The organism is Streptomyces sp. NPDC031445 (assembly GCF_055581365.1).
Window position 1 is genome coordinate 271,050 of the sequence record NZ_JBVIJO010000012.1, and the last position, 23,755, is coordinate 294,804.

The following is a 23,755-nucleotide window of genomic DNA, read 5'->3' on the forward strand; positions in this document are numbered from 1 at the left end:
TCCCGGACAAATGCTGTCCTCGGGTATCAACGGAGCCACGATGTCGGGGACGGGCCGTCGGTCAGCCGGTGAGCGCCTGGCGGAGGGTCGCGCGGCAGTCGATGACGGCGTCGACGCCGACGAGGGTGAGGGTGCGCATGACGGATTCACCGACAGCGGCCAGGCGCAGCCAGCCGCCGGCCTCGCCGAGGACCTGGTGGGCGGCGATGAGGACGTTGATGCCGCTGGAGTCCATGAAGGTGACCTGGCGCATGTCCACGACGATGCGGGGGCGGGCGGCGCCGGAGGCGTCCAGGGCGTGGCGCAGCGTGTCGCCGGTGTGGTGGTCGATCTCTCCGGCCAGGGCCAGCACGCGGATGCCCTCGGTGTCGGTGGTCACGACCGACAGCTGCCCGATCCCACCCACGTGTTCCGTACCCGTCATCTCCGCCTCGGACATGCCGGTGATCCTGACACACTCCGACCCTCGGCGCAGCGCCGGCCGGCGTGGTGGGAGCGCTGCCGATGCGTGGCCGATCCGACAGGAACAGGACGGCGTGATTTCGGGCTGCGCGGGTAAACGGGCGGAGATACGAAGGGGGAGCGAATGGTGGCGGTGACGGAAACAGACCTGGTCACGGCAGGCGGCGCGGCGCCGGACAGGCCGGTCGTGCAGACCAGCGTGGCCCTGGTCGGAGACGGCACGGACATCGCGCACGCCCGTCACCTGGCCGCCCGCTTCCTTGCCGGCGTCCAGGCGGGGCACGGCCTGCCCGTCTCGGAGCGTGCCATGGACCTCACCCAGTTGGTGGTGAGCGAACTGGTCACCAACGCCCACAAGTACGCGCCCGGACCGGCACTGCTGGACCTGCGCGTCACCGGTGACACGGTCGAGGTCGCCGTGTGGGACTCCGACCCGACCCTTCCGATCGCACGGGCCGCGGACGTCGGCCGGGTCGGCCAGCACGGTTTGGAGATCGTCATGGCCGTCGCCCAGGGGTTCGAGGCGCAGCGCGAGCCGGTTGGCAAACGCATCACCGCCCGCATCGCCCTGGCCGACGACCCGGACGGCGCCGTCTGCGGGCGCCGCCCCTTGTAGAGCGCTCGGCCGGGCCGGCTCCTTGAGCCCTTCCGGCCTCGGGCGGATCGGCCCCCCGTCCCCGACGCAAGCAGGCGGAAACGGCTGGTCGGCGGTGAGCGTGACGAGGCAGGATGCTCCGCATGGCATTGCCCACCCCTGAACTGCACACCGCCCGCCTGCGACTGCGGCCGTTCACCGACGCCGACGCGGCGCCGCTCTACGCGCTGCACGGCAGCACCCACGTGCTGCGGTACTGGGACTCCCCGCCGTGGACCGAACCGGCCCGCGCCCAGCGCTTCATCGCGACCTGCCGGGCGATCGAGGAGCAGGGCACGGGAGCGCGGGTGGCCGTCGACCGCGTCGCCGACGGCGCGTTCATCGGCTGGTGCGGCCTGACCGGCTGGAATCCGGACTTCCGCAGCGCGTCCCTGGGCTACGTCTTCGACGCCGCCGCGTGGGGCCACGGCTACGCCACCGAGACCGCACGCGCCGTGCTGCGGTGGGCGTTCGACACCCTGGACCTGAACCGCGTCCAGGCCGAGACCGACACCCGCAACGTGGCGTCCGCCCGGGTCCTGGAGAAGCTCGGCTTCGTCCGCGAAGGCACGCTACGCGAGGACTGCGTCGTCAACGGCGACGTCTCCGACTCCTGGGTCTTCGGGCTCCTCCGCCGCGAGTGGCGCTTGACGGACACGCCGACGGGCCTCTAGGAGTATTCGGCCAAGAGGTTGGTGACGCGTCGGTGTCTTCCACGTGCTGCTCGGCAACGCGGCCATTCCGGGGGCGAGTTCGGCTGGTGCGACGGTGGACAGCTGGGGCCGGTTCATGGGAGCGGGCTTCGCCGGCTACGGGCTGGCCTGGTTGTGGGCCGGACGGCAGCACCCGGTCCCGGCCGGGCCGGTGAGGTGGCTGGCCGGGGTCTTCCTGCTGGGCGGCGCGGGTCGGCTGCTCTCCCTCGCCGTGCACGGCCGGCCGCAATGGTTCCAGCTCGCGCTGACGGTCATCGAGCTCGGCCTGCCGGCCGTCTTCTTCTGGCTGGCCGGCGCGGAGGAGCGACCGGTTGCTTCCCCAGCGGAGGCCAAGACGGGAAACGGGTGAAGAGCCCCCGGGTTTCGACGCGGTTGAGGCGGGCCGGCGCCGGCTCGGCCTCCAGGCCGGCTACAAGTGGCGTCGAAGGGGTCGTTTCCGTGGGTGGAGAGGTGCCCGCGACGGTCTCGACGTGCACACCGCGGGTCAGGAGGACGCCGGACAGAAGCACGGCCCGGCCCGTACGCGCAGCGGCGGACCGCATCGGAGCGGGCCCGGCGAGCATCGGTGTGCGTAGAAGGGCCGGCGAGGCCTCCCAGGTCATCGCCCGGCTCGTACGGGCCCGAGTCACCGACGTTACGGGCCCGGTGAGGAGCAGGGGCCCCGAGGGCTGTGCCCCCGGCCGCGTCCCTCCGCGGGGGACGGGCCGGGGGCAGTGGTCGACGGTAGTCCTCATGACGAGTGGCCGCGGAACTACTTCTGGGTGGCGCAGGGGTCGCAGCAGGCGGGGGCCGGCTGCACGCAGACGCTGACGGTGTCGGCGTTGTTGGTGGTGTCGGGATCCTTCTCGTTGCCGGTGGCGGTGGCGGTGTTGCTGATCAGGCCCGTCTTGGTGGCCTTGGCCCGCAGCACGAGGGTGGCGGTGGCGCCGTCGGCCAGGTTGCCCGCGGTCCACTGCCCGGTGGCCGGGTCGTGGCTTCCGGGTCCTTCGGCGGACAGGAAGGCGAGGCCGTCGGGGAGCTGGTCGGTGACGGTGACGCCGGTGGCGTCGTTCGGGCCGGCGTTGTGGACGGTGATGCGGTAGGTGACCGTCTGGCCGACGGTGACGGTGGTCGCGTCCGCCGCCTTCGTCACGATCAGGTCGGCAGCCGGTTTGACCTGCGTGACCTGCTCGTTGGAGGTGGACGTCAGGGACTCCGGGGTGTCGCCGAGTCGGTTCTCGTAGGAGGCGGTGGCGGTGTTGCTGATCTGCTTGCCGGCGCCGGCCCGGCCGATGGTGACCCGGTACTCCACCGTGGTCCCCGCCGGCACGGTTTCGGTGCTGGGCAGGCTGCCCCCGTCCGCGGCGGTGGCACCGTTGCCGAGGTGGAAGACGACCTTGTTCGCCTGGGCGTCGTAGTACGCCTGGTCGTCACCTCGGGCGTCGGTCTTCGCTCCGGCGTTCGGGCCGGCGACGATGCGCAGGGAGCCGGGCAGATACGTCGTGCCCCGCGGGATGCCGTCGGTCAGGGTGAGGTTCTCGGCCGCGCCGCCGCCTTCGTTCCTGGCGGTGATGCGGTAGGTGACGACGTCGCCCACCTCCAGCGGTCCTGCGGGAATCGCGGTCTTGTCCAGCACCACGTAGGGGGCGGTGCCGAAGAAGATGCCGTCCAGGAAGTTGCCGATGGCGCGGTTGCCGCCGGCGGCGGAGATGGAGCGGAAGGCGAAGCGCGTCAGCGTCTGGCCGGCCGGGACGGTGTAGGTGCCGGTGTAGTACCCCCAGGCGGTGTTGCCGTCGGTGAAGCGCCTCTGCTCCACCGTGGAGCCCGGCACGCCGATGTCCAGCGCCATGGTGTCGTCCCCGGCGCGGCCGCGGTGGTACAGCCGCCAGTACAGCTTCTGACCCGGTGTGGTGTGCAGATCCTGGTAGAGCGTGGAGACCTGGTTCGCGTTGAGCTCGGCGAACTGGGAGCCGTCGGCTGCCGGCACACCCTGGAAGCCCGAGCGCCACAGCTCGATCAGGTGGTCGGAGGCGGTGGTGAGCCAGCCCGGGACTCGCTTGGACGCCTGTGTCTGTGAGGCGTCCGGGAGCAGCTCGTAGTCGGTCACGGAGGGCTGTTCGAAGCTGCCGTTGACCAGGGCCACGCGGAGCGGAGCGGCAGGAGGTGTAGCCAAGGTTCTTCCCCTCGAGTCGGCGCTGCCGGAACGCACCGCCGACCGGCCGCACTTCTGCGCGCCGTGGCGGAGCGGGAAACGGGTGGTAGCGCACAGCATTCGATCGGGTACGTAAAGTGACGAGCGGTGGGGTTCGGTCAGCCCGTCGCAGCAGGTTTGCGAAAACCGGTCCCGGACAGCCCTGGCCACGCCGTCACTCCTGAAACGGCCGGCAGACCACTCCCGTCACACACCGGCTCCCAGCTCTCTCCCGCCCATCCCGTCATGACCGAAAGCCCCCGTCGCACCGCTGACGCTCGCCCGTGCTCAGGGTGAATCAGCCGCCGGCAAGTTGACGCTGGTGTGGGGCGCGCATCGGAACCGGTCGCGGTCTTCTCGGTGTCGACCGGCGGTCGGATGGCGGCCCACCGCTTCCGCGAGGACGAACGGACCACGGTCGACGGGGGGTTGGCCAGGCCGGGCGGCGCCCGGGGCGTACGCGCTGCTCCTGAGCTTCATGGGGATCGACGCGCCCGGCGCCGTAGCGGGCACGGAGGCGGCCGGCGAGAGGGCGGGCGGGCTGCCTCCCGCGAAGGCGACGAAGGGACCGCGCTGCTCGGCGGGCACCCCCCGCGCGGCCAGCAGGGCGTCGGACTCGGCGGCGTCCAGCGGCCGTACGGCCAGCGCCGTGAAGAGCCGCGCCCATCCGGGGTCCAGCGACCATTCGACGTCGGGGGCGACCCGGCCGGCCAGGATCACGATCGCGCGGTCGGCGAGCCGCCGCAGGAACGTCTCGCGCAGCCACGCCTCGAGGGACTGGCACTGCTCGAAGGCGTCGATGAGCAGCACCGCGCCGGGTTCGGCGCACGCCGGGGCCGCGGCTTCCTCCAGCCGGCGCGGATCGGCGTCGAGGAACCGGCCGTCCACGTGCACCACGCGGCGGCCGCCGAGCTCGGCCTGCCGCGCGGCTAGCGCAGCAGCGAGGACTTGCCGATGCCGCCGGGACCATGCAGGTAGGCCACGGGCGGAGCGTCCGCCGCGCCCGACGGCATCCGGTCGAGCACCGCCCGCTCGGGCTCCCTGCCCACCAGCGCGCCGGCGCGTGCCGCGGCCAGCCGCTCCGCCAGTCCCACCGCTCCCGATCCGCGCTCCTCGGAGACAGCAGTGACAGTCGGAGCCAGCCGTGACGGTCGGACACGGCCGCGTCTGTGACCGGCCAGGACCCCGGCCAGCCGGCCCCCGGGCTAGACGAACTCGCTCCGGTAGGTCGCGGCCAGTTCGGCCGCGCGGCGGCGACGCTCCATCAGCTCCCCCTGCATACGCCGCCGGCGCCTGGAGGAAGCGGCCGCGGCACTCACCGTCCCCGGATCACGCCTCACCGTGTCCGAGGCCGCCGCACGCTGGCACTTCACCGACAGCAGCCACTTCATCCGCGCCTTCAAGATGCAGTACCGGACGACACCGGCGCGGTTCGCACGCCGGCCGGTCCGATGAGGGGCTGCGGGACCTGCCGAGTCCTCACGCTCCGTCTCTGCGGCGGCGTCGAGGCGCGGCCGAGCGGGGCGGGGTCGAGCGCATGTGGTCGCGCACCGGCGCCAGCAGACCGGCGAGGGTCTTCACGTCGTCGCGCGAAAGCGGCTCGAACAACAGGCCGCTGACCACCTCGACGTGACCCGGCAGCACCTTCGCGAGCAGCTCACGTCCGGCGTCGGTGAGGGTGACGGTGACGCTCCGCTCGTCGTCCGGCGAGGGAGCGCGGACGACCAGGCCCTCCTTCTCGAGCAGACCCACCTGGTACGTCAGGCCGCTGCGGCTGTAGACGACGCCGTCGGCCAGGTCGGTCATGCGGTGGCTGCCCGTCGGCGAGTCACCGAGGCGGGCCAGCAGCTGGAACTGGACGTAGCTGATGTCGCCGCTCTCGCGCAGTTGCTGCTCGACCGCGTGCTTGAGCAGGCTGGTCACTTCGACGAGGTCGAAGTAGGCGCCGAGCTGCACGGGGTCGAGTGACGGCGATGGATCGGGCATGACCGGAGTCTACTGCGGCTTTACCGGGCGGACGCGGGGGTCTCGTCGGCCCGGTGCCGTGACCCGGTGAGCGCGCCGCGTGGGCAGTGCCGGGCCCGGCTGGGCGCCACCGGACATGGAGACCGGGCAGGGGCGCGGCGCAGGGTTGCGCGGAGGAGGACGGCGCCGCCGCCCACGGATCCCGAGGACCGCCATGAGCATCCCCCGCCACGCGCCGCGTGCGGACCAGCAGCGCGTCGCCGCGTGGAGTCCGGTGTCCTTGGCCGTCGTGAGCGCCGGCGCCCGCCACGCGCGTCCGACCCGCCTGCTCGCGGACCGGGTCGCGGAGGCCGTGTGCCGGTCACTGGCGGCCGGCGGTGCGCGCGCCGAGGTGGAGGTGCTGCAGCTGCACCGGCTCACGGACGACCTCGCCCGGCACGTCGCCCAGGGCCGCGCCGGCCGACGGGCTGGTGGTGGCGACACCGGTGCTCGCCGCGTCCCCGAGCGAGGTGTTCGACTCGTTCTTCGCCGTCCTCGGGGACGGAGTCCTCTCCGGCATGCCGGTGCTCCTGGCGCTCGACAGCGGCTCCGGCCGGCAGCCGGCCGACCTCACGCGGGTCATGCGCGGGCGCTGGCCGGCGTGCGCGCCCGCCCGGTGCCCGCGGTCGTCGTCGCCGGTCCCGCCGACCGGCAGGCTACGGCGCGACGCGAGTCCGGGCGGCCGGGCGCGAGCATCGGCCGGGCCGCCGCCGAACTCGCCGCGGCGATGCGCTCGCACCGGCGGTGACCGGCACCACTTGCTTCGAATTCGAAGCAGATGTATCGTCCTCGACAATTGCTTCGAATTCGAAGCAACTTGGATCGCGGTGAAGGTGAGAACCGAAATGAAGGCAGTGCGTTTCCACGAGTACGGCGACCCCGGCGTCCTGCGCCACGAGGACGTGGAACTCCCCGTCCCCGGAGCCGGTGAGGTCCGGATCCGCGTCGCCGCGACGTCGTTCAACCCCGTGGACGGCACCATCCGCGGCGGTTTCATGCGCGGCCCCATCCCGGTGGCGCTGCCGCACACCCCCGGCATCGACGTCGCCGGCACGGTCGACGCGCTGGGCGAGGGCGTCGACGGCGTATCGGTCGGTGACGACGTCGTCGGCTTCCTGCCGATGGACGGCGCCGGAGCCGCGGCGGAGTACGTCCTCGCGCCGGCCGAGGTCCTGGTCCCGGCCCCCAAGAGCGTCCCCCTGGCCGACGCCGCCGCGCTCCCGCTGGTGGGCCTGACCGCGTACCAGGCCCTGTTCGACCACGGCGGTCTGACGGCCGGGCAGCGCGTGCTGATCAACGGCGCCGGCGGCGCGGTCGGCGGCTACGCCGTGCAGCTCGCCAAGAACGCCGGCGCCCACGTCGTCGCCACGGCCGGCCCGCGCAGCGGCGAGGCGGTCAAGTCCGCCGGCGCCGACGACGTCATCGACCACACCACGACCGGCGTGACCGCGGCGGTGACCGAACCGGTCGACGTCGCACTCAACCTCGCACCGGTCGATCCGGCCGAACTGGCCGCGCTGGTCACCCTGATCCGTTCCGGCGGGGTCCTCGTGAACACCACGGTGTGGATGCCGGCCCCCGGCGACGAGGAGCGCGGCGTACGCGGCATCGACCTGTTCGTCCGCAGCGACGCCGACCAGCTGGCGCGGTTGGTGTCGCTGGTCGACCGCGGCGAGCTGCGCGTCGACGTCGCCGAGCGGGTGCCGCTGGCCGAGCTGCCGGCCCTGCACGCACGGGCCGCGGAGGGCGCGGTGCACGGCAAGGTCGTCGTCGTCCCGTAGCGAGGACGTCAGTTCGAGTCCTGGTGGCAGGGTGTCCGACGGTGGCCCCGTACAGGCCCCCTTTGCGTCGAAGTCGACAATGGCGGGCATGGTCGTTGTGGGCGATCAGCGGCCACCGTGACGATTTCTCCCATGGAACGGAACACCGCCGGTGAACTCGAGGACGTCCGGGATGTAGACCACTTCATGACGTTGCTGCGGGAGCTCAAGGCCCGCTCCGGGCTGTCGTACCGGCGGCTCGAGGAGCGGGCCGCCGCCGTGGGGGACGTACTCCCGCGCAGCAGCGTCTGCACCATGCTGAGCCGTGACCGGCCGCCCGGGCCGGAGCTGCTCGCGGCCTTCGTCCGGGCCTGCGGGGACGGCGAGCGGGTCGCGCGGTGGTGCGCGGCCCGGGACCGGGTGGTACGACCCCCCGTGCCGGCGGGGGAGACGTCGAGGGCGTCGGCGGAGGCGCCGGACGCGTCGTCCAGCGCCGCGGGCGCCGGTACCCGGCCGCCGGGGGAAGATCAGGACACGCCGGACACCGGGAGCGGTGGCGTCGCGCCTGCCGGACCGGGGACGGGCGGGCGGCGGGCGCGCCTCGGACGGCACCGGCGGGGTCTGACGGTCGCCGCCGTCGCCGTGCTGACGATCGCCCTCGGGGTCGTCATGGCCTTCCGTCAGGTGCCAGGGCCGTGGCGGCAGTCACGCGCCGCCGACCCGCCGTCCGGCGTACCGGCCGGCGGCCGGCCGACACCGCCAGGCGGCTGGGTGACCATCAGGATCGCGGAGGACCCGGATCTGTGTCTGACCGACGGCCGGGTCCGCGACTGGCGGTACACACCGCTCGTCGCGGTGCAGCGCCCCTGTGCCGAGGCCGCGCCGCAGAGCACCCTGCTGGAGCCGGCAGGCGACGGGAGGTACCACATCGTCTGGTATCACCCCGACTACGGCCGGGGCTGTCTGAAGGCGCTCACCGACGGGGACGGCGCGGGACTGCTGGAGCCGATGGACGTCTGCTCGGACGGCAGTCTGTTCACCATCGAGCCGTCGGGTGAGCTGCGGAAGGGCGGATTCGTGCTCCGGGTCGAGGGAAGCGGCTGTGTGGGCATCGTCGGTTCCAGCTCCGCCCACGGTGCGGAGGCGGTGATGCAGCGCTGCGAGGGCAAGGGCCGTCAGGTGTTCCTCATCCGGCGTGCGGGCTGACCCGGGCCGGTTACCTCGCCCAGGACGCGTGCCGCGGGGAAGTAGCCCACGTGGCGCGAGTCGTGGCTCTGCTCGCTGTTGTCCCCGAGCAGGACCAGCATGCCCTCCGGGACGGTCCGGTCCGGGGTGTCCCGGAGCGCGGGCAGTACGGACCGGGGCACGGGATCGCCCGGTACGGCCGCGACCCGTTTGATGAACCACTGCCGTGCGTAGATCCGGTGCGCGGGCGCGGTCCGCGACACGGGCGGGTCCGGCCACGGCGCCTGGTACGGGGGACGCTCCACCACCACGACCGCCCCGCGCCCGGGCGTACGGCCGCGACGGACCAGCACGGCGTCCCCGTCGTGGTAGGCCGGTTCCATGCTCCGGCCCGAGACGACGACCGCCACCAGCCGCAGTTCCGCGGCCCGCGCGAGGGCGAGCCCGGCGGTGAGGAGGAGGGCAGCCGCCCCGCACGCTGCTCCCCAGCCGGGGCTGTGCGCGGGCCACAGGAGCGTGGCGGCGCCCGCCGCGAGGGCCACGTCCGAGGTGAGCAGGGCGGTCCGGGTGCGGCGTGCGCGCCGGGCGCGGACACGGGCCCGGTCGGGGGCGGTCTCCGCCCAGGACGCCTGGACCTGCGGGACGCGGGGGCCGCTGCCGGGACTCATCGTGGTTCCTCCTCCGCGGGGTGCGTGGGGACGGGGACCGCTCGGGCGATGTGCGGCGAGGCGCCGGGGCCGGTGGCCGGGTCCGGGTCCGCCTCGTGGCGGTACCCCGCCGCCTGGAGGGCGTACAGCTCCGCGTACCGCCCTGCCGCACACAGGAGTTGGCCGTGGCTGCCGCGCTCGGCGACCCGCCCGCCGTCGAGCACGACGATGATGTCGGCCTCCCGTACGGCGCCCAGGCGGTGCGAGACGAGGACGCTGGTGAGCCCCTGCCTGTGGGTGCGCAGCGAGGTGTGGATCTCGTGCTCGGCCGCCGCGTCGAGCCCGGCGGAGGGCTCGTCGAGGATCATCAGCTCGCGGCGGTCGCGTACGAACGCCCGGGCCAGGGCGAGGCGTTGGTTCTGCCCCCCGGACAGCATGACCCCGGTGTCCGGGTTCCGCTTGTCCGCCCCGGCGAAGAACGTCCGGGACAGCAGGGTGTCGTAGCCGTGCGGCAGCGCCGCCACCACCTCGTGGATCCCGGCCCGCCGCGCCGCCCTGCGCAGGCGTTCCGGTTCACGGAGGGCGGCGAGGTCGCCCTGCGCGATGCTCTCGGCAGCCGTCATGTCGTAGTCCATGTAGTCCTGGAACACCGCGCTGATGCGCCGGCGCAGTTCGGCGACGTCGGCGTCGCGCAGGTCGACGCCGTCCCACCGGATGCTCCCCCGGACCGGGTCGTAGAACCGGCACAACAGCTTGACCAGCGTGGACTTGCCCGAACCGTTGAGGCCGACGAGGGCGAGCGACGATCCCGCGGGGATCCAGAGGTCGATACCGCGCAGCACCCAGGGATGGTCGGGCGCGTAGCGGAACCACACGTCGCGCAGCTCGATGCCGCGCCGCAGCTCCGGCAGCGGGCGGGGATCGGCGGGCGCGGAGAGTTCGGGCCCGGCGCGCACCACGGCCAGGTAGTGCCCGAACAGCAGCAGGGCGTGGTGGGTGGTCGCGACCTCGCCCGCGAGCGCCGTCAGGGCCGTCTGGACCCCGGCCACGGCGGCCAGGAAGACCGCCACGTCGCCGGGGGTGAGTCCGCCTCCCCGGGCGCCGGCGACCGTCCACAGCAGCCCGGCGCCCGCCACCGACGCGGACAGCAGGCCGAGTCCGGCGCGCACCCGCACCTCCCGCCGGTCGACCGTCCGGCGGGCGGCGTCCGCGCTCCGCCGGCCGGCGAGCATCCGGCCGCGCAGGAAGGCGCCGGTGCCGAAGAGGCGGATCTCCTTGGCCGCCTCGACGTTGGCGAGCAGGCCCATGTAGAAGAACTGGCGCCGCTCGTCGGGCCCGATCTCCCAGAGGGTGGCGGCGCGCCTGCGCGACAGCAGCAGTTCGGCCGCCAGCACGGGCAGCGCGGCGAGCAGGACGAGCGCCGTCGCCGCCGGGCTGATCACGAACAGGGAGCCGAGGAAGCCGACGACGGTGAGGACGGACCGGACGACGCCCAGGGCTCCTTCGACGGCCTGGCCGGCGACCGGTTTGGCCACCACCGTCTGCTGGGCGAGGCGCAGCCGGTCCAGGAAGACCGGGTCCTCGAAGCGGGCGAGCCCGGGGAACCGGTCGACGGCCAGGAACAGCCGGTCCTGGGCGTACACCCCGACCCGGCGGTCCATCTCGGTGCGCAGGTAGTGGGCCAGGTGCGGCAGCGCCCCGGTCGCCACCCCGGTCGCCGTCAGCACGGCCACGGGGAGCAGCAGGGCGCCCACGGTGGCGCCGGCGGCGAGGCGGTCGACGACGAGTTTCAGCGACCAGGCGGCCGCCACCGGGAAGAACCCCAGGGCCAGCGCGGGTCCCGTGTACAGCGCGAGGACGCCGGGTGCCGCTCGCGCCACCATCCGCGCCGCGTCCAGGACATGGGACGGCCGGAGTCGGATCGGACGTTGGTCGTCGGGGGGCTCGGCGGCGGCGGCCAGGGCGGGGTGTGGAGGCGTCATGGCGTGGTGGACGGCGACGCCGCTCAGCGGGCGGCGACGGCGGGACGGTCCACATCGACCTGGTCGGCCATGACCAGCAGACGGCCGTCCGTGCTCCGGTTGACCTTGAGGACGACGGGGAAGCCCTGCACCTTGCACGCCTCGGCGACGGCGTCGGCGTCCCGGCCGGTCAGCACGCGCGCCACCGGGCGCAGCGCGGTCAGCATCGGGGCCGCCGCCTCCGCCTCCTCCGGGCTGTCGGCGATCACCGCGGCGAGGACCTGTTCGGGTCCGCGCGGCACGCTCCTGGCGTACTCGGCGAACTTCGGGAGCTTCTCCTTGCACGGGCCGCAGGTCGGGGAGAAGAAGGCGACGACGGTCTCACTGTGGATCATGCCGTCGTGCACCCGCTCCCCGTCCACGGTGACGGCGGAGAACTCCCCGACCTCGTCCCCGGTGCCGAGGGAGAGCCGGCCGCCGCCCCGGGCGGCGAGCAGTTCGGTGTGTTCCCGCAGCCGCTTGACGACACCGACGGTGAGCACCAGATCGAGCAGGCACAGCAGCCCGACGAGGACGAGAACGGCGATGACGATGGACACGGTGGTTCTCCGTTTCCTGTGCGGAGGTGGGTGGGGGACGGCGCGGGACCCGGCTCACCGTCCCGGGCGGACGGGACGCCGGGACCCGGTGGTGCCTACGGGGCCCATGGGCCGGAACAGGCCGGCGAGGGTGTCGAGCGCGGCGACGCAGCCGCCCACGAGCAGCCCGCCGAGCGCCGCCACGAGCAGCCCGGCCGGCCGCGCGGAACCGGTGTCCGGGCGCGGCATGGCTCCGGCAGCGGCCAGGGCGAGCCCGGCGAGCAGGACGTTGCGTACGATGTGGCGCGCGCCGAGCGGGCCGGCGGACGCTCCTCCGAAGCACCGGCACACCGCACGGGTGCCCCGGGCCACGGCACAGGCGATGGCCGCCGCGAAGGCCAGGAGCAGGACCGCCGCCACGGTCAGACCGAGCGCCGGGAGACGCGCCCACGGCGCGGCGAGCAGCAGGCAGACCAGCGCCTCGCCCGCGACGACGGCCACCGCCACCGGGCGGACGGCCCGGAGCGGCACCAGCCCCAGGTCGCCCAGGGACGAGGTGAACGCGGCGAACGAACGCCCGCTCGCCGCCTTGCCGACGGCGGCGGCCAGGAACACCGTGCCGATCAGGCAGCGGATGCCGAATTCCAGGTACTGCACGGGGACCTCCTGCGGAGCTGGAGCCCGGAACCGGGAGCCGGGGGCACCGGTGGACGACGGCACGGCGTTCCGCCCGGCGCCGCACGCCGGTGCCCCCGGTCACGTCACCGGATCAGCAGGACGGACAGGACCGCCAGCAGTTGATGGAGCCGCAGGCGGTGTTGACGCAGCATGCGCTGCGCGCGCACTGCCAGCACTCGTTGAAGCACTGGCACGCCTGGGCGGAAGCGGCGGCCTCCACCTTGGGCACGAACAGGCCGAGCAGCCTGCCGCCCATGGTTTCCAGCACCTTGGACATGGTTCTCCTCCTCAGGGGATGGGGTGCGTCGGGAGTACGTCGCGCGAACCGCTCCACGGGAGCGGCGAGCAGCCGTCGGCCGTTTGCCTCCGCCGAGTCGGACTCGCGACGTCTCCGGATCCTAGGGAGGCCCGCACCGCCCCCTCCAGCGTCCCGCCGTCCGGGACACGTCCCGGACAGTCCGGGACGTGTCCCGGCTGGTCCCGCACCGCGCGGGGCAGGTGGCGCGCACCAGCCGACGGCGTCGGCCTGGACGGCCCGGAGGCGGCCGACGGCGTGGACGCCGTGTGCGGGGTGAGCGGACTGGTGCCGGGCACGTCGGCTCCTCGACGTACGAGTCGCCCCGCTGACCGCGCCTCGGACGACGGTGTCGCCGTTCCCGCGCCCGCGTCTTGGACGACGGCGTCCCCGTTCCCGCGCCTGTGCCGCCGCCGCGGCCCGGCGCTGGACTCTCCCACGGGGGGAGAGTCCACGATGACGGCATGCAGGACGGACTTCTCACCATCGGGCGCTTCGCCCGCCTGTGCCGCCTCAGCGTCAAGCGGCTGCGGCACTACGACGACCTGGGGCTGCTGGCGCCCCGCCGCGTGGACGCCGGCTCCGGCTACCGCTACTACGCACCCGAGCAGGCGCGCGACGCCCTGACCATCGCCCTGCTGCGGGAGATGGACCTCCCGCTGGCCGTCATCGCGCGGGCACTGGCTGCCGGGCCCGAGGGCAGGGCGGCGATCCTGGGCGCCGAGCGGGACCGGCTGGCCGAGCGGATCCGCAGGGACCGGGCCCGGCTGGAGATGCTGGAGCGGCTGGCGCAGGACGGTCTGCCCGGCTACGAGGTCACGCTGGGCAGGGAGCCGGAGCGACACCTGGCGGTGGTGCGCGCGGTGTGCACCCCCGCGGGGATCGGCGCCGCGATGCAGGAAGGCATGGGCAGGCTGCTGTCCGGGCTCGGCGGGAGGGGGGTCGCGTGGCAGCCACCGCTGTGGGGGCTGTACCCGCTCGACCTGGAGGAGCGGATGGAGATCGGCGTCGGGGCACAGATCCCGCAGGGGGCCGGCGTGCCCGGTCTGCGCCGCGAGGTGCTGCCCGGCGGCCCCGTCGCCGAGACCGTGCACGTCGGGCCCTACGCCCAACTGCCCCTCGCCTACCACGCACTCTTCGCCGCCGTCCACGAGCGCGGCCTGCGCCCGCTGGCACCGGTACGCGAGACCTACCTCGTCGGACCGGCGCAGGCGCCGCCAGAAGAGCTGACGACCCGGCTGATCGTCCCCGTCGAGGAGAGCGCGGCATGACCACGGTGACGGGCATCGACGCGCGCGGCATGCGGCACTGCGAGACGACGGCCCTGGGCGTGCTGCTCGGGCACGAGGGCCTCGACCTGTCGGAGCCCATGCTGTTCGGTCTCGGCTCCGCCCTGTCCTTCCTCTACTGGGACGGCAGGAGCATGGACTTCCCCTTCCTCGGAGGACGGGTCAAGCCCTTCGACCTCACCAGGAACCTGGCCGGCAGGCTCGGACTGGACCTCCTGGTCCAGGAGACCACCTCCCCGCGCAAGGCATGGGCGCACGTGACGGCCGCCCTCGACGCCGGCCGGCCCGTGGGACTCCAGCTCGACAGCTACCACCTGGACTACTTCGGCTCGAAGGTCCACTTCGGCGGCCACGTCGTCGCCATGTACGGCTACGACGACCACAGGGCCTACCTGGTGGACACCGACCAGCAGGGCGGGGCGGTCTCCGTCGGCCTGGCCGGTCTCGCCCGGGCCAGGGCGGCGCGGGGCCCGATGACCGCCAGGCACCGCTCCTTCACCCTGACCGTGCCACGGGACCTGCCCGCCCCGTACGGACAGATCGTCCCGGCCATCACCGCCTGCGCCGACGCCTTCCTGAATCCGCCCATCGCCAACGTCGGCCACCGCGGCATCGAGAAGGCCGGCCGGCTGGTGCGCACCTGGCTCCAGCGCACCGACGACCCGCAGCGGGACCTGCCCCAGGCCGCCCTGCTGATGGAGAAGGCCGGCACCGGTGGCGCCCTGTTCCGCAACCTCTACCGCGACTTCCTCGCCGAGTGCACCGGGTTGCTCGACAGCCGTCACCTGCGCACCGGCCACACGCTGTACACCGAGGCGGCCGGCCTGTGGACGCGCACGGCGGCACTGATCGCGAAGGCCGGTGAGACGGGTGATGCGCGGTGCCTCGACCAGGCAGGCTCGGTCCTCGGCGACATCGCCCGGATCGAACGCGAGGCCATGCGGGCGCTGAACCGCCTGAGCGGTGAACCCCCGGCGTGAGCCGGCCCTCCGGAAGACGATCCCCTACCGCCGCGTGATCACAGAGGTGAGTGTTCTTCTCCTGGCACCTCCTCACTCGGCGGCCACCATCGCCTGCCACGCGCCCGGACGTCGGCCCGTGGCCTTCTGGAAGAACACCGAGAAGTTGGACGCGTCGGCGAAGCCGAGCACGTCGGCGCAGCGGGCGGCGGTGAGACGGTCGTGCGCGAGGAGCCGTTTGGCTTCCAGGGTGATCCGTTCGACGATGTACGCCTTCGCGGTGCGGCCGGTGGCCTGCTGCACCGCTCGTGAGAGGGTGCGGGGCGAGTATCCCAGCGTCCGGGCGTAGTACCCGGCGTCGTGGTGTTGCCGGAAGTGCGCTTCGACGCCGGCGCGGAACGACCGGAACACCGGATGCGTGAACCGTGCTTCGGCGTGCGGGGGGCGCAGCCGGGTGATGAGCGCGGAGAGCAGGATTTCGGGCAGCTCCGTCGAGGAGTCACCGGGTGGGGCGGAGGCTTCGAGGAGCAGATGGCTGCGCGCCGTGTCGACGAAGGGCCATTCGGCGTCGGGGATGTCCCAGTGCGCGGCCGGGTCCGGGGAGGCGACGAGTTCCCGGGTGGCGTGGGTGACCGGTGCGGTCGGCACGAACAGCACGAGGTGCCCTGCCACTTCGGCGATGTCGTCCCACCGGTGCACCGCGCCGGGTGGAATCCACACCGCGGACCGGTCCCGGAGCGGGTGGCGGCGGAAATCGACCGTGACCGCGCCGGGTCCGGCGTCGATGACGCCGAGGACGTGGAAGTCGGCGCGCTGCGTGCCGCCGTCGTTCAGCTCGCGGAGGCGGCCGAACGTCATCGTCTCGACCGACGCGGCGCGGCGTCCCGCGGGCTGGTAGGTCATCTGCCGGATCACGCTCACGTGTCCAGTTTTCGCCATCGGGCGACCAGTCACGCCGATGCCCCGCCCGGGTGCGGACGCTTCAATGGACACACGGGCAAATCGCCCCAAGCATCGACCGGAAGAGCCTTCGTGAACACCACGCAGCAGACGCCTCTGCCCGCTTACGACCATCGGCCGGGGACCGGTCCGACTCTGGTCCTCCTGCACTACTGGGGTGGTTCGGCCCGCACCTGGGACCTCGTCGTCGACCGCCTGGCGGGCCGTGACGTGCTCACGGTCGACTTCCGCGGGTGGAGCCGGTCGAGCGCTCTGCCCGGTCCCTACACGCTCGGTCAGCTCGCCGACGACACGCTGGCCGTGCTCGAGGACGCGGGGGTCACCGACTACGTCCTGGTGGGGCATTCGATGGGAGGCAAGGTCGCACAGCTGGTCGCGGCCACCCGGCCCGCCGGGCTGCGCGGCGTCGTTCTCGTCGGCTCCGGCCCGGCGAAGCCCGCCCCCCAGGTCACTCCCGGGTACCAGGAAGCCCTGTCGCACGCCTACGACTCCGACGAGTCCGTGGCCGGGGCACGGGATCACGTCCTGACCGCGACCGAGCTGCCCGCTCCGGTCAAGGCGCGGATCGTGACCGATTCGCGGACCGCCACCGACGCCGCCCGCACCGAGTGGCCGCTGCGCGGCATCGCGCAGGACATCACCGAGCACACGCGCATGATCGGCGTGCCGGCTCTCGTCGTCGCCGGAGAACACGACCAGGTGGAGCCGGTCGGCGTGCTCCGCGACAACCTGGTGCCCTACCTCTCCCAGGCCGACTTCGTCGTGATCCCCCGCACCGGTCACCTGATCCCGCTGGAAGCCCCGGCCGACCTCGTCGACGCCCTCACCGCGTTCGCGCCGCCGGCCGGACCGTGACGCCGACCGCCGCAGGCTGTCGCGAGCGCCCGGGTCCCGAGCGCGGGCGGGGGGGGGTGTTCTGCTCCAGGTGGGTGCTCAGGGTGGCGGCGAAGTCCTCGGCGCGGGCCAGTTGGACCCGCGGCTTTGGACGAGGCCACCGTCAAGGCGCTGCGCCGCCAGGACGGGCGGGCGTGACTCATGCCCCGCAACCTGGCCACAGCTCTGTCAACGGCTGGCGCCGATGATTGTCGGTGGCCGTGGTTAGGGTGGCGATCATGAGTCTGTCAGCAGTGATGATCACGGTGGATTGTGCGGAACCTCAGGAGCTGGCCCAGTGGTGGGCCACTGCGTTGGGAGGCGATGTAGCCCAGGACCACGGCGACTTCGTCATCGTCAGAGCGCAGCCTCTGGCACTGGGCTTCCAGCGTGTGGCCGAAGAGCGCCGGGGCAAGAACCGTGTACACGTCGACTTCTCCGCCGCGCCCGGCACGGACATGGCGGAGGAGGTGAAGCGGCTGGTCGCTCTGGGTGCGAGCGTCGTCGGCGAGCACAGCGTTCCGGGCCTCACCTGGACGGTGCTGCAGGACCCGGCCGGCAACGAGTTCTGCGTCCACTGAGTCATGGCCACCGTGCCGATCACAGCCATTCTCCGATGACTGCGCGGACGGCCCGCACGGTCGTCCACGCCTTCGGCCGATACGGCTTGGACGGCCTGACCTCGGCTTGCCCGGTTCTCCGTGACGCCGCGTCAGACGAGGAGGTCCTTGTAGCAGAAGCTGCGTGTGCCGTGGCATGGCGCCTCCGACTGGATCAGCCGGTTCGGTACCTGCCGTACGGGAAGCGGCCTTCGTCTGAACATGTGCTCCGGCCAAGGAACACCTGTCCAGCGCGAAGGCCGTGAGAACGAGTCCGCCCCGGTGCTTGCAGGCGCGGGCAGTCTCGGTGTGCGTCGGTATGGGAGTTCGGCGCCGGCGCGGTGTTCTCCTCGGACCGCGTCACCCCGTACGGAACCGACCCTTGGAGCGACCATGCTCGCCGCTCGTCTGCACACCTGGAACACCGAACCCGGCCTTGAGGAGACCGCGCCCCCCGGGCCGCCCCGGGAAGGGGAGGTGACCGTGGAAGTGGAGGCCGCCGCCGTCACCCACCTGGACCTCACCGTCATGACCGGCACCTTCACGCACCGGCCCGCGCTCCCGTTCACCCCCGGTACCGCCGGTGTCGGCACCGTCGTCGAGGGCGACGCCGCGCTGCTCGGGCGCCGGGTCCTGGTCCGTGGCGGCGGCGTCGGGTTGGAGCGGGACGGCACCTGGAGCGAGCGCGTCGCGGTCCCGGTCGGCGCGATCCGCGCGGTCCCCCGGGAAGCGGACGCCGCGCTCGCCGCCACCTGTTATTCGCCCATGACCACCGCGTGGGCCGCGGTGGAGGCGGTGGGCCGGATCGCGAAGGGGGAGCGGGTACTGGTCACCGGCGCGGCCGGCGCCGTCGGTTCGCTGTGCGTGCAGTTGGCCGCGCGGGCCGGGGCATACGTCGTCGGCGCGGTCCGAGACGAGGGCGCGGCCGACGCCGTGCCCGGTACGGCACACGAGGTCCTGGTCCGCCCGGCCGCGGAAGAGGTCGTGATCAACGGGGAGGTCGACGTCCTGCTCGACACCGTCGGCGGGGACACGGTCCCCGGCTTCCTGAGCGCCATGCGGCCCGGCGGGCGGGCGGTCCTCATCGGGTACGTGGCGGGCACCACACTCCGTGTCGACCTGCCCACGCTGATGTCCCGGGACGTCGCCCTGCTGCCGATGAACATGGTCCGCCGCGCTGTCCCCGCCGAGGTGTTCGACCGGTTGCTGAGGGACCTGACCGAGGGCCGGCTCACCCTCCGCACCGCCGTCCTGCCCTTCGCGCGGATCGCGGAGGCGGTGGAGACCCGCCGGAAGGGGGGAGGGCGCGGCACGCTCGCCGTGCTGATGTGAGGCCGGCGGCACCGAGCGGGACAAACGATCCACGGCATGCCGATGGACCACGGAGCACCAGCTGGTCGCGATCCAGGTGCCGGTCAGCCTGGTGATGATGCCGTCGTTCGCGCCGCCGTACGGTGGCGAACCGCCCGGCATGGCCGACCAGGAACTCGCGGACCTCATCCCTTGCCCCGTCGATCACGCGCGGGCGGGGCACTCGCGGCACGTCACCTGGCGGACGCCGGCCACTTCTCCATCGCCTGCGTCAGCCGGGCCCCCGGACTGCGTCGGGTCGGAACCGGCGCACCGATGCCCCGCAGGCCCGTACTCAGGCCGGCCCTGGTCCGGACGCGCTGCGCGAACTGCCGGCCGAGCGCCCGATGTCGCCTCCGGCTGCGGCGCCGGTGCTCGCCATCGTGAAGGGCCCGATCCAGCGGCGTGCGCGGCAGGGCACCTGCGGCGTCACAGGAAGCGTCGTATCGGAGTGACGGCGGCTTCCTTGGCACGCTGGAGTATGGCCCGCCGTCTCCATCGGGTGAGGTCGATGTCGACGCTGCGCCGCAGGTCCGCGTCGTAGTCGCGGTCGAGTTCCGCGGTGAACGTCTCGTCCAGGACGGCGAGCATGACCTCCTCGTCATGGTCCATGGACCGGCGGTTGAAATTGGTGGATCCGATCAGGGCGGCGACCGAGTCCACGGTGATGATCTTGGCGTGCATCATGGTCGGCTGGTACTGGCGTACCCGCACGCCCGCTTCCAGTAGACGTGTGTAGGAGTGCTGGCCGGCGAGTTGGCAGGCGCGCTGGTCGGTGTGCGGTCCGGGAAGCAGGATCTCCACGCGCACCCCTCGGCGGGCGGTCTGACACAGCAGGTCGATGAAGTAGGTGTCGGGGGCGAAGTAGGCGGTGGCGAGGCGGAAGCGCTCCTCGGCGGAGGTGAGCATGACGCGGATGAGCGTCTGCATGTCCTGCCAGCCGATGCTGGCCGAGCCGCGTACGACCTGGACCACCGACTCGCCGGCCCGCGCGTGCTCGATGAAGCGGTCGCGATCGTCGTAGAGCTGGTCGTGGCACTCGGCCCAGTTCTGCGCGAACGCGGCAGCGATGCCGTCCACGGCCGGTCCGCGCACCTGAACGTGGGTGTCGCGCCACTCCCCGGGGTTGCGGGCGTCACCGCACCACTCCTCCGCGATACCGACGCCGCCGGTGAAGGCGGTCTGCTCGTCGACGATGAGGGCCTTGCGGTGGCAACGGTGGTTCTGCTTGAACGGCGACAGCCAGGCGGGCTTGCGGAACCAGGCCACCTGCACACCGGCCGCATCCATGAGATCCAGCAACCGCTGCTCGATCTCCTTGGCGCCGAAGCCGTCCAGCAGCAGACGGACGCGCACTCCCGCCCGCGCGCGATCAGCGAGAGCGACGGCGAAGTCCCGGGCGATCTGACCACGCCAGTACACGAAGGTCATCATGTCGATCGTGTACTGGGCCGACCTGATCGCCTTGAGCATGGCGGGGAAGATCTCATCGCCGTTGCGAAGGGGCAGGAGATCGTTGCCTTCGGTGGCGGCTACACCGATCAGCCGTTCCAGACGGCGGCGCAGCCGTTGCTTGCGTGCCGCCGCGTCAGACGTCGTGAGAAGGTCCGGGGCTGCCGGTCCACTGCCTGGGGTCACGTCGTATCTCCCGTTCGACCATGAGAACGGATGGTTGCGGGCCGCTGGTGGAGCCCGAGAAGCAACATGCCCGGCGGGTACTGCCGCATGTCGGCGGCCGCGCGTGCGTGGGGAGCGGGGCGGGGGGAACCATGCAGGGCGGGCGGCCCGCATATGCCCCGTACTTTGTGAAAGTAACCCATATTTTATGTGCATGTCAGTGCGAGGTAAGGGCACGTGGGGGCCAGGAGGTTGATAACAATGGTTCCCCTGCTTCTGGTTCTTCTGCTGGCTCTGATCCTCTTCGGTGCGGGTTTCGCGCTGAAGGCGCTGTGGTGGGTCGCGGTGATCGTGCTGGTCGTGTGGCTGTTGGGCTTCGTCGTCCGTACGGCGGACGGCGGCGGCCGCAAGGGCCGCTGGTACCGCTGGTAGACGGCGGACGCGCTCGGCGCGAGGTACGCGCCGCGCACGAGAGGTGAGTGGGGCCCGGCCGGATACGGCCGGGCCCCACTCGCGTACGGAGGCGCGTGGCGAAGGTGGTTGGGAGGGATCGGGCGTATCGGGCGCATCGCTGGGTACGTGAGTCATGCACCGGCTCCGCGGACCCAGCAGTGGAACCCTGCTCCTCCTGTCCGCGGGGCCGTTGCACGCCGCGCGGGCCGCGTCGTCATCCCTCCTGAGCGGATCAACCGAGGCCCACTGGTCCGGCCGCCCGGTATTCGCCCTGCGACGACCGTCCGTCGGACGTCTGCCGCCTGACACAACGCGGGGTCAAGGCAGGCGGATGTTGCCGTACCTGGTGTTCGGCTCGCCGTCGGCGTACACGCGCGGGGACGTGAACACCCCGACCAGTTCCTCACCGACGATCGCCCTCCGGGGAAGGCCCAGCCCGTAGTGCTCGCCCATCAGCCGGTACACGTCCCCGATGTCCGGGACGTGCAGCCTCCAGTTGTCCGGCTCGCCGGGCGAGTCAGGGTTCGGGACGAGGCTGCCGAGCCCGAGCTCGGCGGTCATCCGCCGGGTGAGGGGATGGTCCGCCCTGACCGCCCGGTGCACCTCGCCGTCGAAGTAACTCCAGTCCAGCTTCCCGTCCACGGTCACATGGATGACGGGTGGGTCCATGGTGGTGTCCATGATGGTCAGCCATGTGCGGCCCTCCCACCAGTGCTTCACGTGGTCGGGGCGGTCCATGTAGAACCCGTCGTCACCCCCGCACAGGGCGAAGGCCCACCCCGCGTGCTCGCCCAGCCTGGACCAGTCCGGGATGTCGCCGGAGCGGTCCAGCGCCGTGTTGAACACCTCAGGGGACATGATGCCGAGGCCGGGATCCGCCCCCCGCATCTCCGCCAGTTCCTCGACGCTCACGCCCTTGACCATCTGCAGGTAGAAGCCCCAGGAGGCGAGCTCTTGCTGTATCCACTCGAATCCCTCGTCGCTCATGGACGGAAGTGTGGCAGCCATCGGCACTGCGCCCGGCGTCTCAGGCCGGTACTCGAAGACCGGCTCAGAACAAGGTGTCGGTGGTGTCGGTGGGGGGCGGGGCCGGCGTGCGGGTGCGGCGGGGACGCTCGGGCTCCGGTTCCTTCCCGAACAGTGCCTGTGTCCCGCACTCGTCGGGCACGGCGGGGACCGGCCGGCACACGGCCGCCTCGACGAGATCGAGCGGGGCGGAGTCGTCGAAGTCGGCGCGCCGCATACGGGTCCAGTCGCGGCCCTGGGGTATGTCGGTCACTGGCGCTCTCCTGACTGTGCTCGAGGGCGGGCGGCGGGCTGCGCGGGCGGTCGCCTGCGTGGTGACGGTTGCGCGACGGTTGCGGCCGCTGTCGTCCTCCTCGATGCCGTATCACGATGGTCGTCGCCCAGCGCACCGGCCCGCGCTGTCACTCCATCCTTCTGCCCGCACAACGGTCCCGGGATCGCGCGTCACTTCGGCTCGTGTCCGTCCATGGTTCCCCCTGATCAAGCAGCCCCCGCAGAATGCCAGAACCGCCCGTCCCCGTGCTGCCCTGACCGGACCCGGACGCTCACTGACGGTCGGGCCCTAGCCGATCAGGCGGCGCCGCCAGTCCAGGGGGGTGACGGTGATGGCCCGTCCGGGGTCATGGTCCCACTCGGCGTGGAGACCGACCGCTTCGAGCGCGGCCACGACCTCGTGACCAATGGCCGCAGTGGTCTGCGGCGAGCCGTCGAAACCGCCGTACAGGAGCGTCAGTCCGCGGCCGGCCGCGGCCGAGTCCGTGCACTGGGCGTGGAAGTAGACGAAACCACGGGCGTCGGGGCCGGCTTCACCACCGATCTCGGACTGGCCACAGTTATGGCAACAGGTGAAGTTCTCGCGGGCCGTGATGCCGGCGTCCTGGAGGGCGGTGAACGCGCGGGTCAGCCGCTCAGGGTCCGTCTCGCCCTGCCACCCGGCCTGCTCCGCGACCCGCTCCAGCCACAGCCGGTCGGCCAGCGACTGCGCCTGCTCGCGTGAGACGGGCCGGCGGTCCTGGGTGACCAGGTACTCCTCGGCCAGCTCGGCCAGTTGGGCGCGCGAGGCGTAGCCGCCGACCAGCACCTGACGAACGCGCCCCTCCAGCTCCCCGCGCTCGTCCTCGCCGAGGTCGAGCGGCGGCACCTCCCGGGCGGGGCCCAGGTCGAGCGACGACCAAGCAAGACCACCGTCCCATCCGGCCTCCTGGCGTGCCCAGCCGGTAAGCGCCGCGATCACGGCCTCGGGTCCGTCGACCATGGCCTGGAACTGCCGGTCGGCGGCACCGTCGCGGTACTCCAGCGTGTAGTCACCACCGGCCTGGTGCCACACCTGGGCGAAGACGTCGGGCAGGTCGGGTATCCGCTGGACCACCAGGAACCGGTCACCGTCACCACCGATCCGCCGGACCAGCCCTCCCAGTTCCCCGGCGGACACACGGACGTGCCGCTCCCAGTTCTCCGTCCTCACCACGATCTCGAGCATGCGCAGACTCTGACACACGCCTCTGCGCGCGGTCCTCCCGGGACCCGCGGCGCAGCCGCTGC

General features: G+C 72.7%; 28 protein-coding genes and 1 pseudogene. 13 read left to right on the forward strand and 16 right to left on the reverse strand.

What is annotated here, in order from left to right:
* Positions 1-61: 61 nt before the first annotated feature.
* Complete coding sequence (locus ACZ5DC_RS29200; protein WP_468657558.1) at positions 62-439, reverse strand: STAS domain-containing protein; 378 nt, start codon at positions 437-439, stop codon at positions 62-64.
* A gap of 147 nt (positions 440-586) precedes the next feature.
* On the opposite strand from ACZ5DC_RS29200, the gene ACZ5DC_RS29205 reads away from it, so the two are divergent.
* From ACZ5DC_RS29205 to ACZ5DC_RS29215, 3 genes and pseudogenes are all read left to right on the forward strand, one after another.
* Complete coding sequence (locus ACZ5DC_RS29205) at positions 587-1,078, forward strand: ATP-binding protein (RefSeq protein WP_468657560.1); 492 nt, start codon at positions 587-589, stop codon at positions 1,076-1,078.
* Between the two features lie 122 nt (positions 1,079-1,200).
* Entirely contained in the window at positions 1,201-1,770 is a 570-nt protein-coding gene (locus tag ACZ5DC_RS29210; protein WP_468657562.1) for a GNAT family N-acetyltransferase, read from the forward strand.
* A gap of 28 nt (positions 1,771-1,798) precedes the next feature.
* Positions 1,799-2,158, forward strand: a pseudogene (locus tag ACZ5DC_RS29215) (DUF4345 domain-containing protein); the annotation flags it as partial.
* 402 nt (positions 2,159-2,560) lie between these two features.
* On the opposite strand, the gene ACZ5DC_RS29220 reads toward ACZ5DC_RS29215, so the two are convergent.
* The 3 genes from ACZ5DC_RS29220 to ACZ5DC_RS29230 form a co-directional block, all read right to left on the reverse strand.
* A complete protein-coding gene (locus ACZ5DC_RS29220) occupies positions 2,561-3,961 on the reverse strand; it encodes a DUF7507 domain-containing protein (RefSeq protein ID WP_468657564.1) in 1,401 nt (466 codons plus the stop codon).
* 306 nt (positions 3,962-4,267) lie between these two features.
* Positions 4,268-4,876 carry a hypothetical protein gene (locus tag ACZ5DC_RS29225; RefSeq protein ID WP_468657566.1) on the reverse strand — a complete coding sequence of 203 codons (609 nt, stop codon included), beginning with the start codon at positions 4,874-4,876 and terminating at the stop codon, positions 4,268-4,270.
* A gap of 32 nt (positions 4,877-4,908) precedes the next feature.
* Positions 4,909-5,073 carry an ATP-binding protein gene (locus ACZ5DC_RS29230; protein ID WP_468657568.1) on the reverse strand — a complete coding sequence of 55 codons (165 nt, stop codon included), beginning with the start codon at positions 5,071-5,073 and terminating at the stop codon, positions 4,909-4,911.
* Between the two features lie 184 nt (positions 5,074-5,257).
* Between ACZ5DC_RS29230 and ACZ5DC_RS29235 the strand changes: the two genes are divergently transcribed.
* Positions 5,258-5,434, forward strand: coding sequence for a helix-turn-helix domain-containing protein (locus ACZ5DC_RS29235; protein ID WP_468657688.1), 177 nt, complete (start codon positions 5,258-5,260; stop codon positions 5,432-5,434).
* Between the two features lie 24 nt (positions 5,435-5,458).
* Here ACZ5DC_RS29235 and ACZ5DC_RS29240 read toward each other — a convergent pair whose 3' ends face one another.
* Positions 5,459-5,965, reverse strand: coding sequence for a MarR family winged helix-turn-helix transcriptional regulator (locus ACZ5DC_RS29240; RefSeq protein WP_468657570.1), 507 nt, complete (start codon positions 5,963-5,965; stop codon positions 5,459-5,461).
* A gap of 340 nt (positions 5,966-6,305) precedes the next feature.
* Entirely contained in the window at positions 6,306-6,503 is a 198-nt protein-coding gene (locus tag ACZ5DC_RS29245) for a hypothetical protein (RefSeq protein WP_468657572.1), read from the reverse strand.
* A gap of 81 nt (positions 6,504-6,584) precedes the next feature.
* On the opposite strand from ACZ5DC_RS29245, the gene ACZ5DC_RS29250 reads away from it, so the two are divergent.
* From ACZ5DC_RS29250 to ACZ5DC_RS29260, 3 genes are all read left to right on the forward strand, one after another.
* Positions 6,585-6,731 carry a hypothetical protein gene (locus ACZ5DC_RS29250; RefSeq protein WP_468657574.1) on the forward strand — a complete coding sequence of 49 codons (147 nt, stop codon included), beginning with the start codon at positions 6,585-6,587 and terminating at the stop codon, positions 6,729-6,731.
* 97 nt (positions 6,732-6,828) lie between these two features.
* On the forward strand, positions 6,829-7,764 hold the full coding sequence (locus tag ACZ5DC_RS29255; RefSeq protein WP_468657576.1) for an NADP-dependent oxidoreductase: 936 nt from the start codon (positions 6,829-6,831) through the stop codon (positions 7,762-7,764).
* A gap of 132 nt (positions 7,765-7,896) precedes the next feature.
* Positions 7,897-8,949: an RICIN domain-containing protein gene (locus ACZ5DC_RS29260; protein WP_468657578.1), complete on the forward strand. Its 1,053-nt coding sequence runs from the start codon at positions 7,897-7,899 to the stop codon at positions 8,947-8,949.
* On the opposite strand, the gene ACZ5DC_RS29265 is transcribed toward ACZ5DC_RS29260, so the two are convergent.
* From ACZ5DC_RS29265 to ACZ5DC_RS29285, 5 genes are all read right to left on the reverse strand, one after another.
* A complete protein-coding gene (locus ACZ5DC_RS29265; RefSeq protein ID WP_468657580.1) occupies positions 8,919-9,596 on the reverse strand; it encodes a S26 family signal peptidase in 678 nt (225 codons plus the stop codon). The genes ACZ5DC_RS29260 and ACZ5DC_RS29265 overlap by 31 nt on opposite strands.
* Complete coding sequence (locus tag ACZ5DC_RS29270; protein WP_468657582.1) at positions 9,593-11,557, reverse strand: ABC transporter ATP-binding protein; 1,965 nt, start codon at positions 11,555-11,557, stop codon at positions 9,593-9,595. Before ACZ5DC_RS29270 ends, ACZ5DC_RS29265 begins: the two co-directional genes overlap by 4 nt.
* Before the next feature lie 23 nt (positions 11,558-11,580).
* Positions 11,581-12,135 carry a thioredoxin domain-containing protein gene (locus tag ACZ5DC_RS29275; RefSeq protein ID WP_468657584.1) on the reverse strand — a complete coding sequence of 185 codons (555 nt, stop codon included), beginning with the start codon at positions 12,133-12,135 and terminating at the stop codon, positions 11,581-11,583.
* Positions 12,136-12,189: 54 nt separating this feature from the next.
* On the reverse strand, positions 12,190-12,771 hold the full coding sequence (locus tag ACZ5DC_RS29280; protein ID WP_468657586.1) for a MauE/DoxX family redox-associated membrane protein: 582 nt from the start codon (positions 12,769-12,771) through the stop codon (positions 12,190-12,192).
* Positions 12,772-12,883: 112 nt separating this feature from the next.
* Positions 12,884-13,069, reverse strand: a complete 186-nt coding sequence (locus tag ACZ5DC_RS29285; RefSeq protein ID WP_366754033.1) for a hypothetical protein — start codon at positions 13,067-13,069, stop codon at positions 12,884-12,886.
* Positions 13,070-13,551: 482 nt separating this feature from the next.
* On the opposite strand from ACZ5DC_RS29285, the gene ACZ5DC_RS29290 reads away from it, so the two are divergent.
* Both ACZ5DC_RS29290 and ACZ5DC_RS29295 read left to right on the forward strand, forming a co-directional pair.
* The gene (locus ACZ5DC_RS29290) at positions 13,552-14,358 is read left to right on the forward strand and encodes a MerR family transcriptional regulator (RefSeq protein ID WP_468657588.1); all 807 of its coding nucleotides are present in this window, start codon (positions 13,552-13,554) and stop codon (positions 14,356-14,358) included.
* Positions 14,355-15,356 carry a BtrH N-terminal domain-containing protein gene (locus ACZ5DC_RS29295; RefSeq protein ID WP_468657590.1) on the forward strand — a complete coding sequence of 334 codons (1,002 nt, stop codon included), beginning with the start codon at positions 14,355-14,357 and terminating at the stop codon, positions 15,354-15,356. Before ACZ5DC_RS29290 ends, ACZ5DC_RS29295 begins: the two co-directional genes overlap by 4 nt.
* Before the next feature lie 72 nt (positions 15,357-15,428).
* Here ACZ5DC_RS29295 and ACZ5DC_RS29300 read toward each other — a convergent pair whose 3' ends face one another.
* Positions 15,429-16,256, reverse strand: a complete 828-nt coding sequence (locus ACZ5DC_RS29300; RefSeq protein ID WP_468657592.1) for a helix-turn-helix domain-containing protein — start codon at positions 16,254-16,256, stop codon at positions 15,429-15,431.
* Positions 16,257-16,367: 111 nt separating this feature from the next.
* Here ACZ5DC_RS29300 and ACZ5DC_RS29305 point away from each other — a divergent pair, with 111 nt between their 5' ends.
* From ACZ5DC_RS29305 to ACZ5DC_RS29315, 3 genes are all read left to right on the forward strand, one after another.
* Entirely contained in the window at positions 16,368-17,150 is a 783-nt protein-coding gene (locus tag ACZ5DC_RS29305) for an alpha/beta fold hydrolase (protein ID WP_468657594.1), read from the forward strand.
* Between the two features lie 257 nt (positions 17,151-17,407).
* Positions 17,408-17,749, forward strand: coding sequence for a VOC family protein (locus ACZ5DC_RS29310; protein ID WP_468657596.1), 342 nt, complete (start codon positions 17,408-17,410; stop codon positions 17,747-17,749).
* Between the two features lie 411 nt (positions 17,750-18,160).
* A complete protein-coding gene (locus ACZ5DC_RS29315) occupies positions 18,161-19,099 on the forward strand; it encodes a quinone oxidoreductase family protein (protein ID WP_468657598.1) in 939 nt (312 codons plus the stop codon).
* Positions 19,100-19,546: 447 nt separating this feature from the next.
* Here the strand turns inward: ACZ5DC_RS29315 and ACZ5DC_RS29320 are convergent, their stop codons facing one another.
* Positions 19,547-20,683, reverse strand: coding sequence for a phospholipase D-like domain-containing protein (locus ACZ5DC_RS29320; protein WP_468657690.1), 1,137 nt, complete (start codon positions 20,681-20,683; stop codon positions 19,547-19,549).
* Between the two features lie 312 nt (positions 20,684-20,995).
* On the opposite strand from ACZ5DC_RS29320, the gene ACZ5DC_RS29325 reads away from it, so the two are divergent.
* Positions 20,996-21,166 carry a hydrophobic protein gene (locus ACZ5DC_RS29325; RefSeq protein ID WP_225812692.1) on the forward strand — a complete coding sequence of 57 codons (171 nt, stop codon included), beginning with the start codon at positions 20,996-20,998 and terminating at the stop codon, positions 21,164-21,166.
* Positions 21,167-21,505: 339 nt separating this feature from the next.
* Here the strand turns inward: ACZ5DC_RS29325 and ACZ5DC_RS29330 are convergent, their stop codons facing one another.
* From ACZ5DC_RS29330 to ACZ5DC_RS29340, 3 genes are all read right to left on the reverse strand, one after another.
* The gene (locus ACZ5DC_RS29330; protein WP_468657600.1) at positions 21,506-22,174 is read right to left on the reverse strand and encodes a hypothetical protein; all 669 of its coding nucleotides are present in this window, start codon (positions 22,172-22,174) and stop codon (positions 21,506-21,508) included.
* Positions 22,175-22,238: 64 nt separating this feature from the next.
* The gene (locus tag ACZ5DC_RS29335) at positions 22,239-22,466 is read right to left on the reverse strand and encodes a hypothetical protein (protein ID WP_468657602.1); all 228 of its coding nucleotides are present in this window, start codon (positions 22,464-22,466) and stop codon (positions 22,239-22,241) included.
* 309 nt (positions 22,467-22,775) lie between these two features.
* The gene (locus ACZ5DC_RS29340; RefSeq protein WP_468657604.1) at positions 22,776-23,693 is read right to left on the reverse strand and encodes a DUF6891 domain-containing protein; all 918 of its coding nucleotides are present in this window, start codon (positions 23,691-23,693) and stop codon (positions 22,776-22,778) included.
* Between the last annotated feature and the right edge of the window lie 62 nt (positions 23,694-23,755).

Coding starts and splice junctions, on each gene's coding strand:
- ACZ5DC_RS29245 (WP_468657572.1), bottom strand. CDS start 6,503: ATGCCGGAGAGGACTCCGTCCCCGAGGACGGCGAAGAACGAGTCGAAC.
- ACZ5DC_RS29205 (WP_468657560.1), top strand. CDS start 587: ATGGTGGCGGTGACGGAAACAGACCTGGTCACGGCAGGCGGCGCGGCG.
- ACZ5DC_RS29265 (WP_468657580.1), bottom strand. CDS start 9,596: ATGAGTCCCGGCAGCGGCCCCCGCGTCCCGCAGGTCCAGGCGTCCTGG.
- ACZ5DC_RS29200 (WP_468657558.1), bottom strand. CDS start 439: ATGTCCGAGGCGGAGATGACGGGTACGGAACACGTGGGTGGGATCGGG.
- ACZ5DC_RS29330 (WP_468657600.1), bottom strand. CDS start 22,174: ATGAGCGACGAGGGATTCGAGTGGATACAGCAAGAGCTCGCCTCCTGG.
- ACZ5DC_RS29310 (WP_468657596.1), top strand. CDS start 17,408: ATGAGTCTGTCAGCAGTGATGATCACGGTGGATTGTGCGGAACCTCAG.
- ACZ5DC_RS29325 (WP_225812692.1), top strand. CDS start 20,996: ATGGTTCCCCTGCTTCTGGTTCTTCTGCTGGCTCTGATCCTCTTCGGT.
- ACZ5DC_RS29255 (WP_468657576.1), top strand. CDS start 6,829: ATGAAGGCAGTGCGTTTCCACGAGTACGGCGACCCCGGCGTCCTGCGC.
- ACZ5DC_RS29315 (WP_468657598.1), top strand. CDS start 18,161: ATGCTCGCCGCTCGTCTGCACACCTGGAACACCGAACCCGGCCTTGAG.
- ACZ5DC_RS29285 (WP_366754033.1), bottom strand. CDS start 13,069: ATGTCCAAGGTGCTGGAAACCATGGGCGGCAGGCTGCTCGGCCTGTTC.
- ACZ5DC_RS29270 (WP_468657582.1), bottom strand. CDS start 11,557: ATGACGCCTCCACACCCCGCCCTGGCCGCCGCCGCCGAGCCCCCCGAC.
- ACZ5DC_RS29240 (WP_468657570.1), bottom strand. CDS start 5,965: ATGCCCGATCCATCGCCGTCACTCGACCCCGTGCAGCTCGGCGCCTAC.
- ACZ5DC_RS29295 (WP_468657590.1), top strand. CDS start 14,355: ATGACCACGGTGACGGGCATCGACGCGCGCGGCATGCGGCACTGCGAG.
- ACZ5DC_RS29340 (WP_468657604.1), bottom strand. CDS start 23,693: ATGCTCGAGATCGTGGTGAGGACGGAGAACTGGGAGCGGCACGTCCGT.
- ACZ5DC_RS29260 (WP_468657578.1), top strand. CDS start 7,897: ATGGAACGGAACACCGCCGGTGAACTCGAGGACGTCCGGGATGTAGAC.
- ACZ5DC_RS29290 (WP_468657588.1), top strand. CDS start 13,552: ATGCAGGACGGACTTCTCACCATCGGGCGCTTCGCCCGCCTGTGCCGC.
- ACZ5DC_RS29210 (WP_468657562.1), top strand. CDS start 1,201: ATGGCATTGCCCACCCCTGAACTGCACACCGCCCGCCTGCGACTGCGG.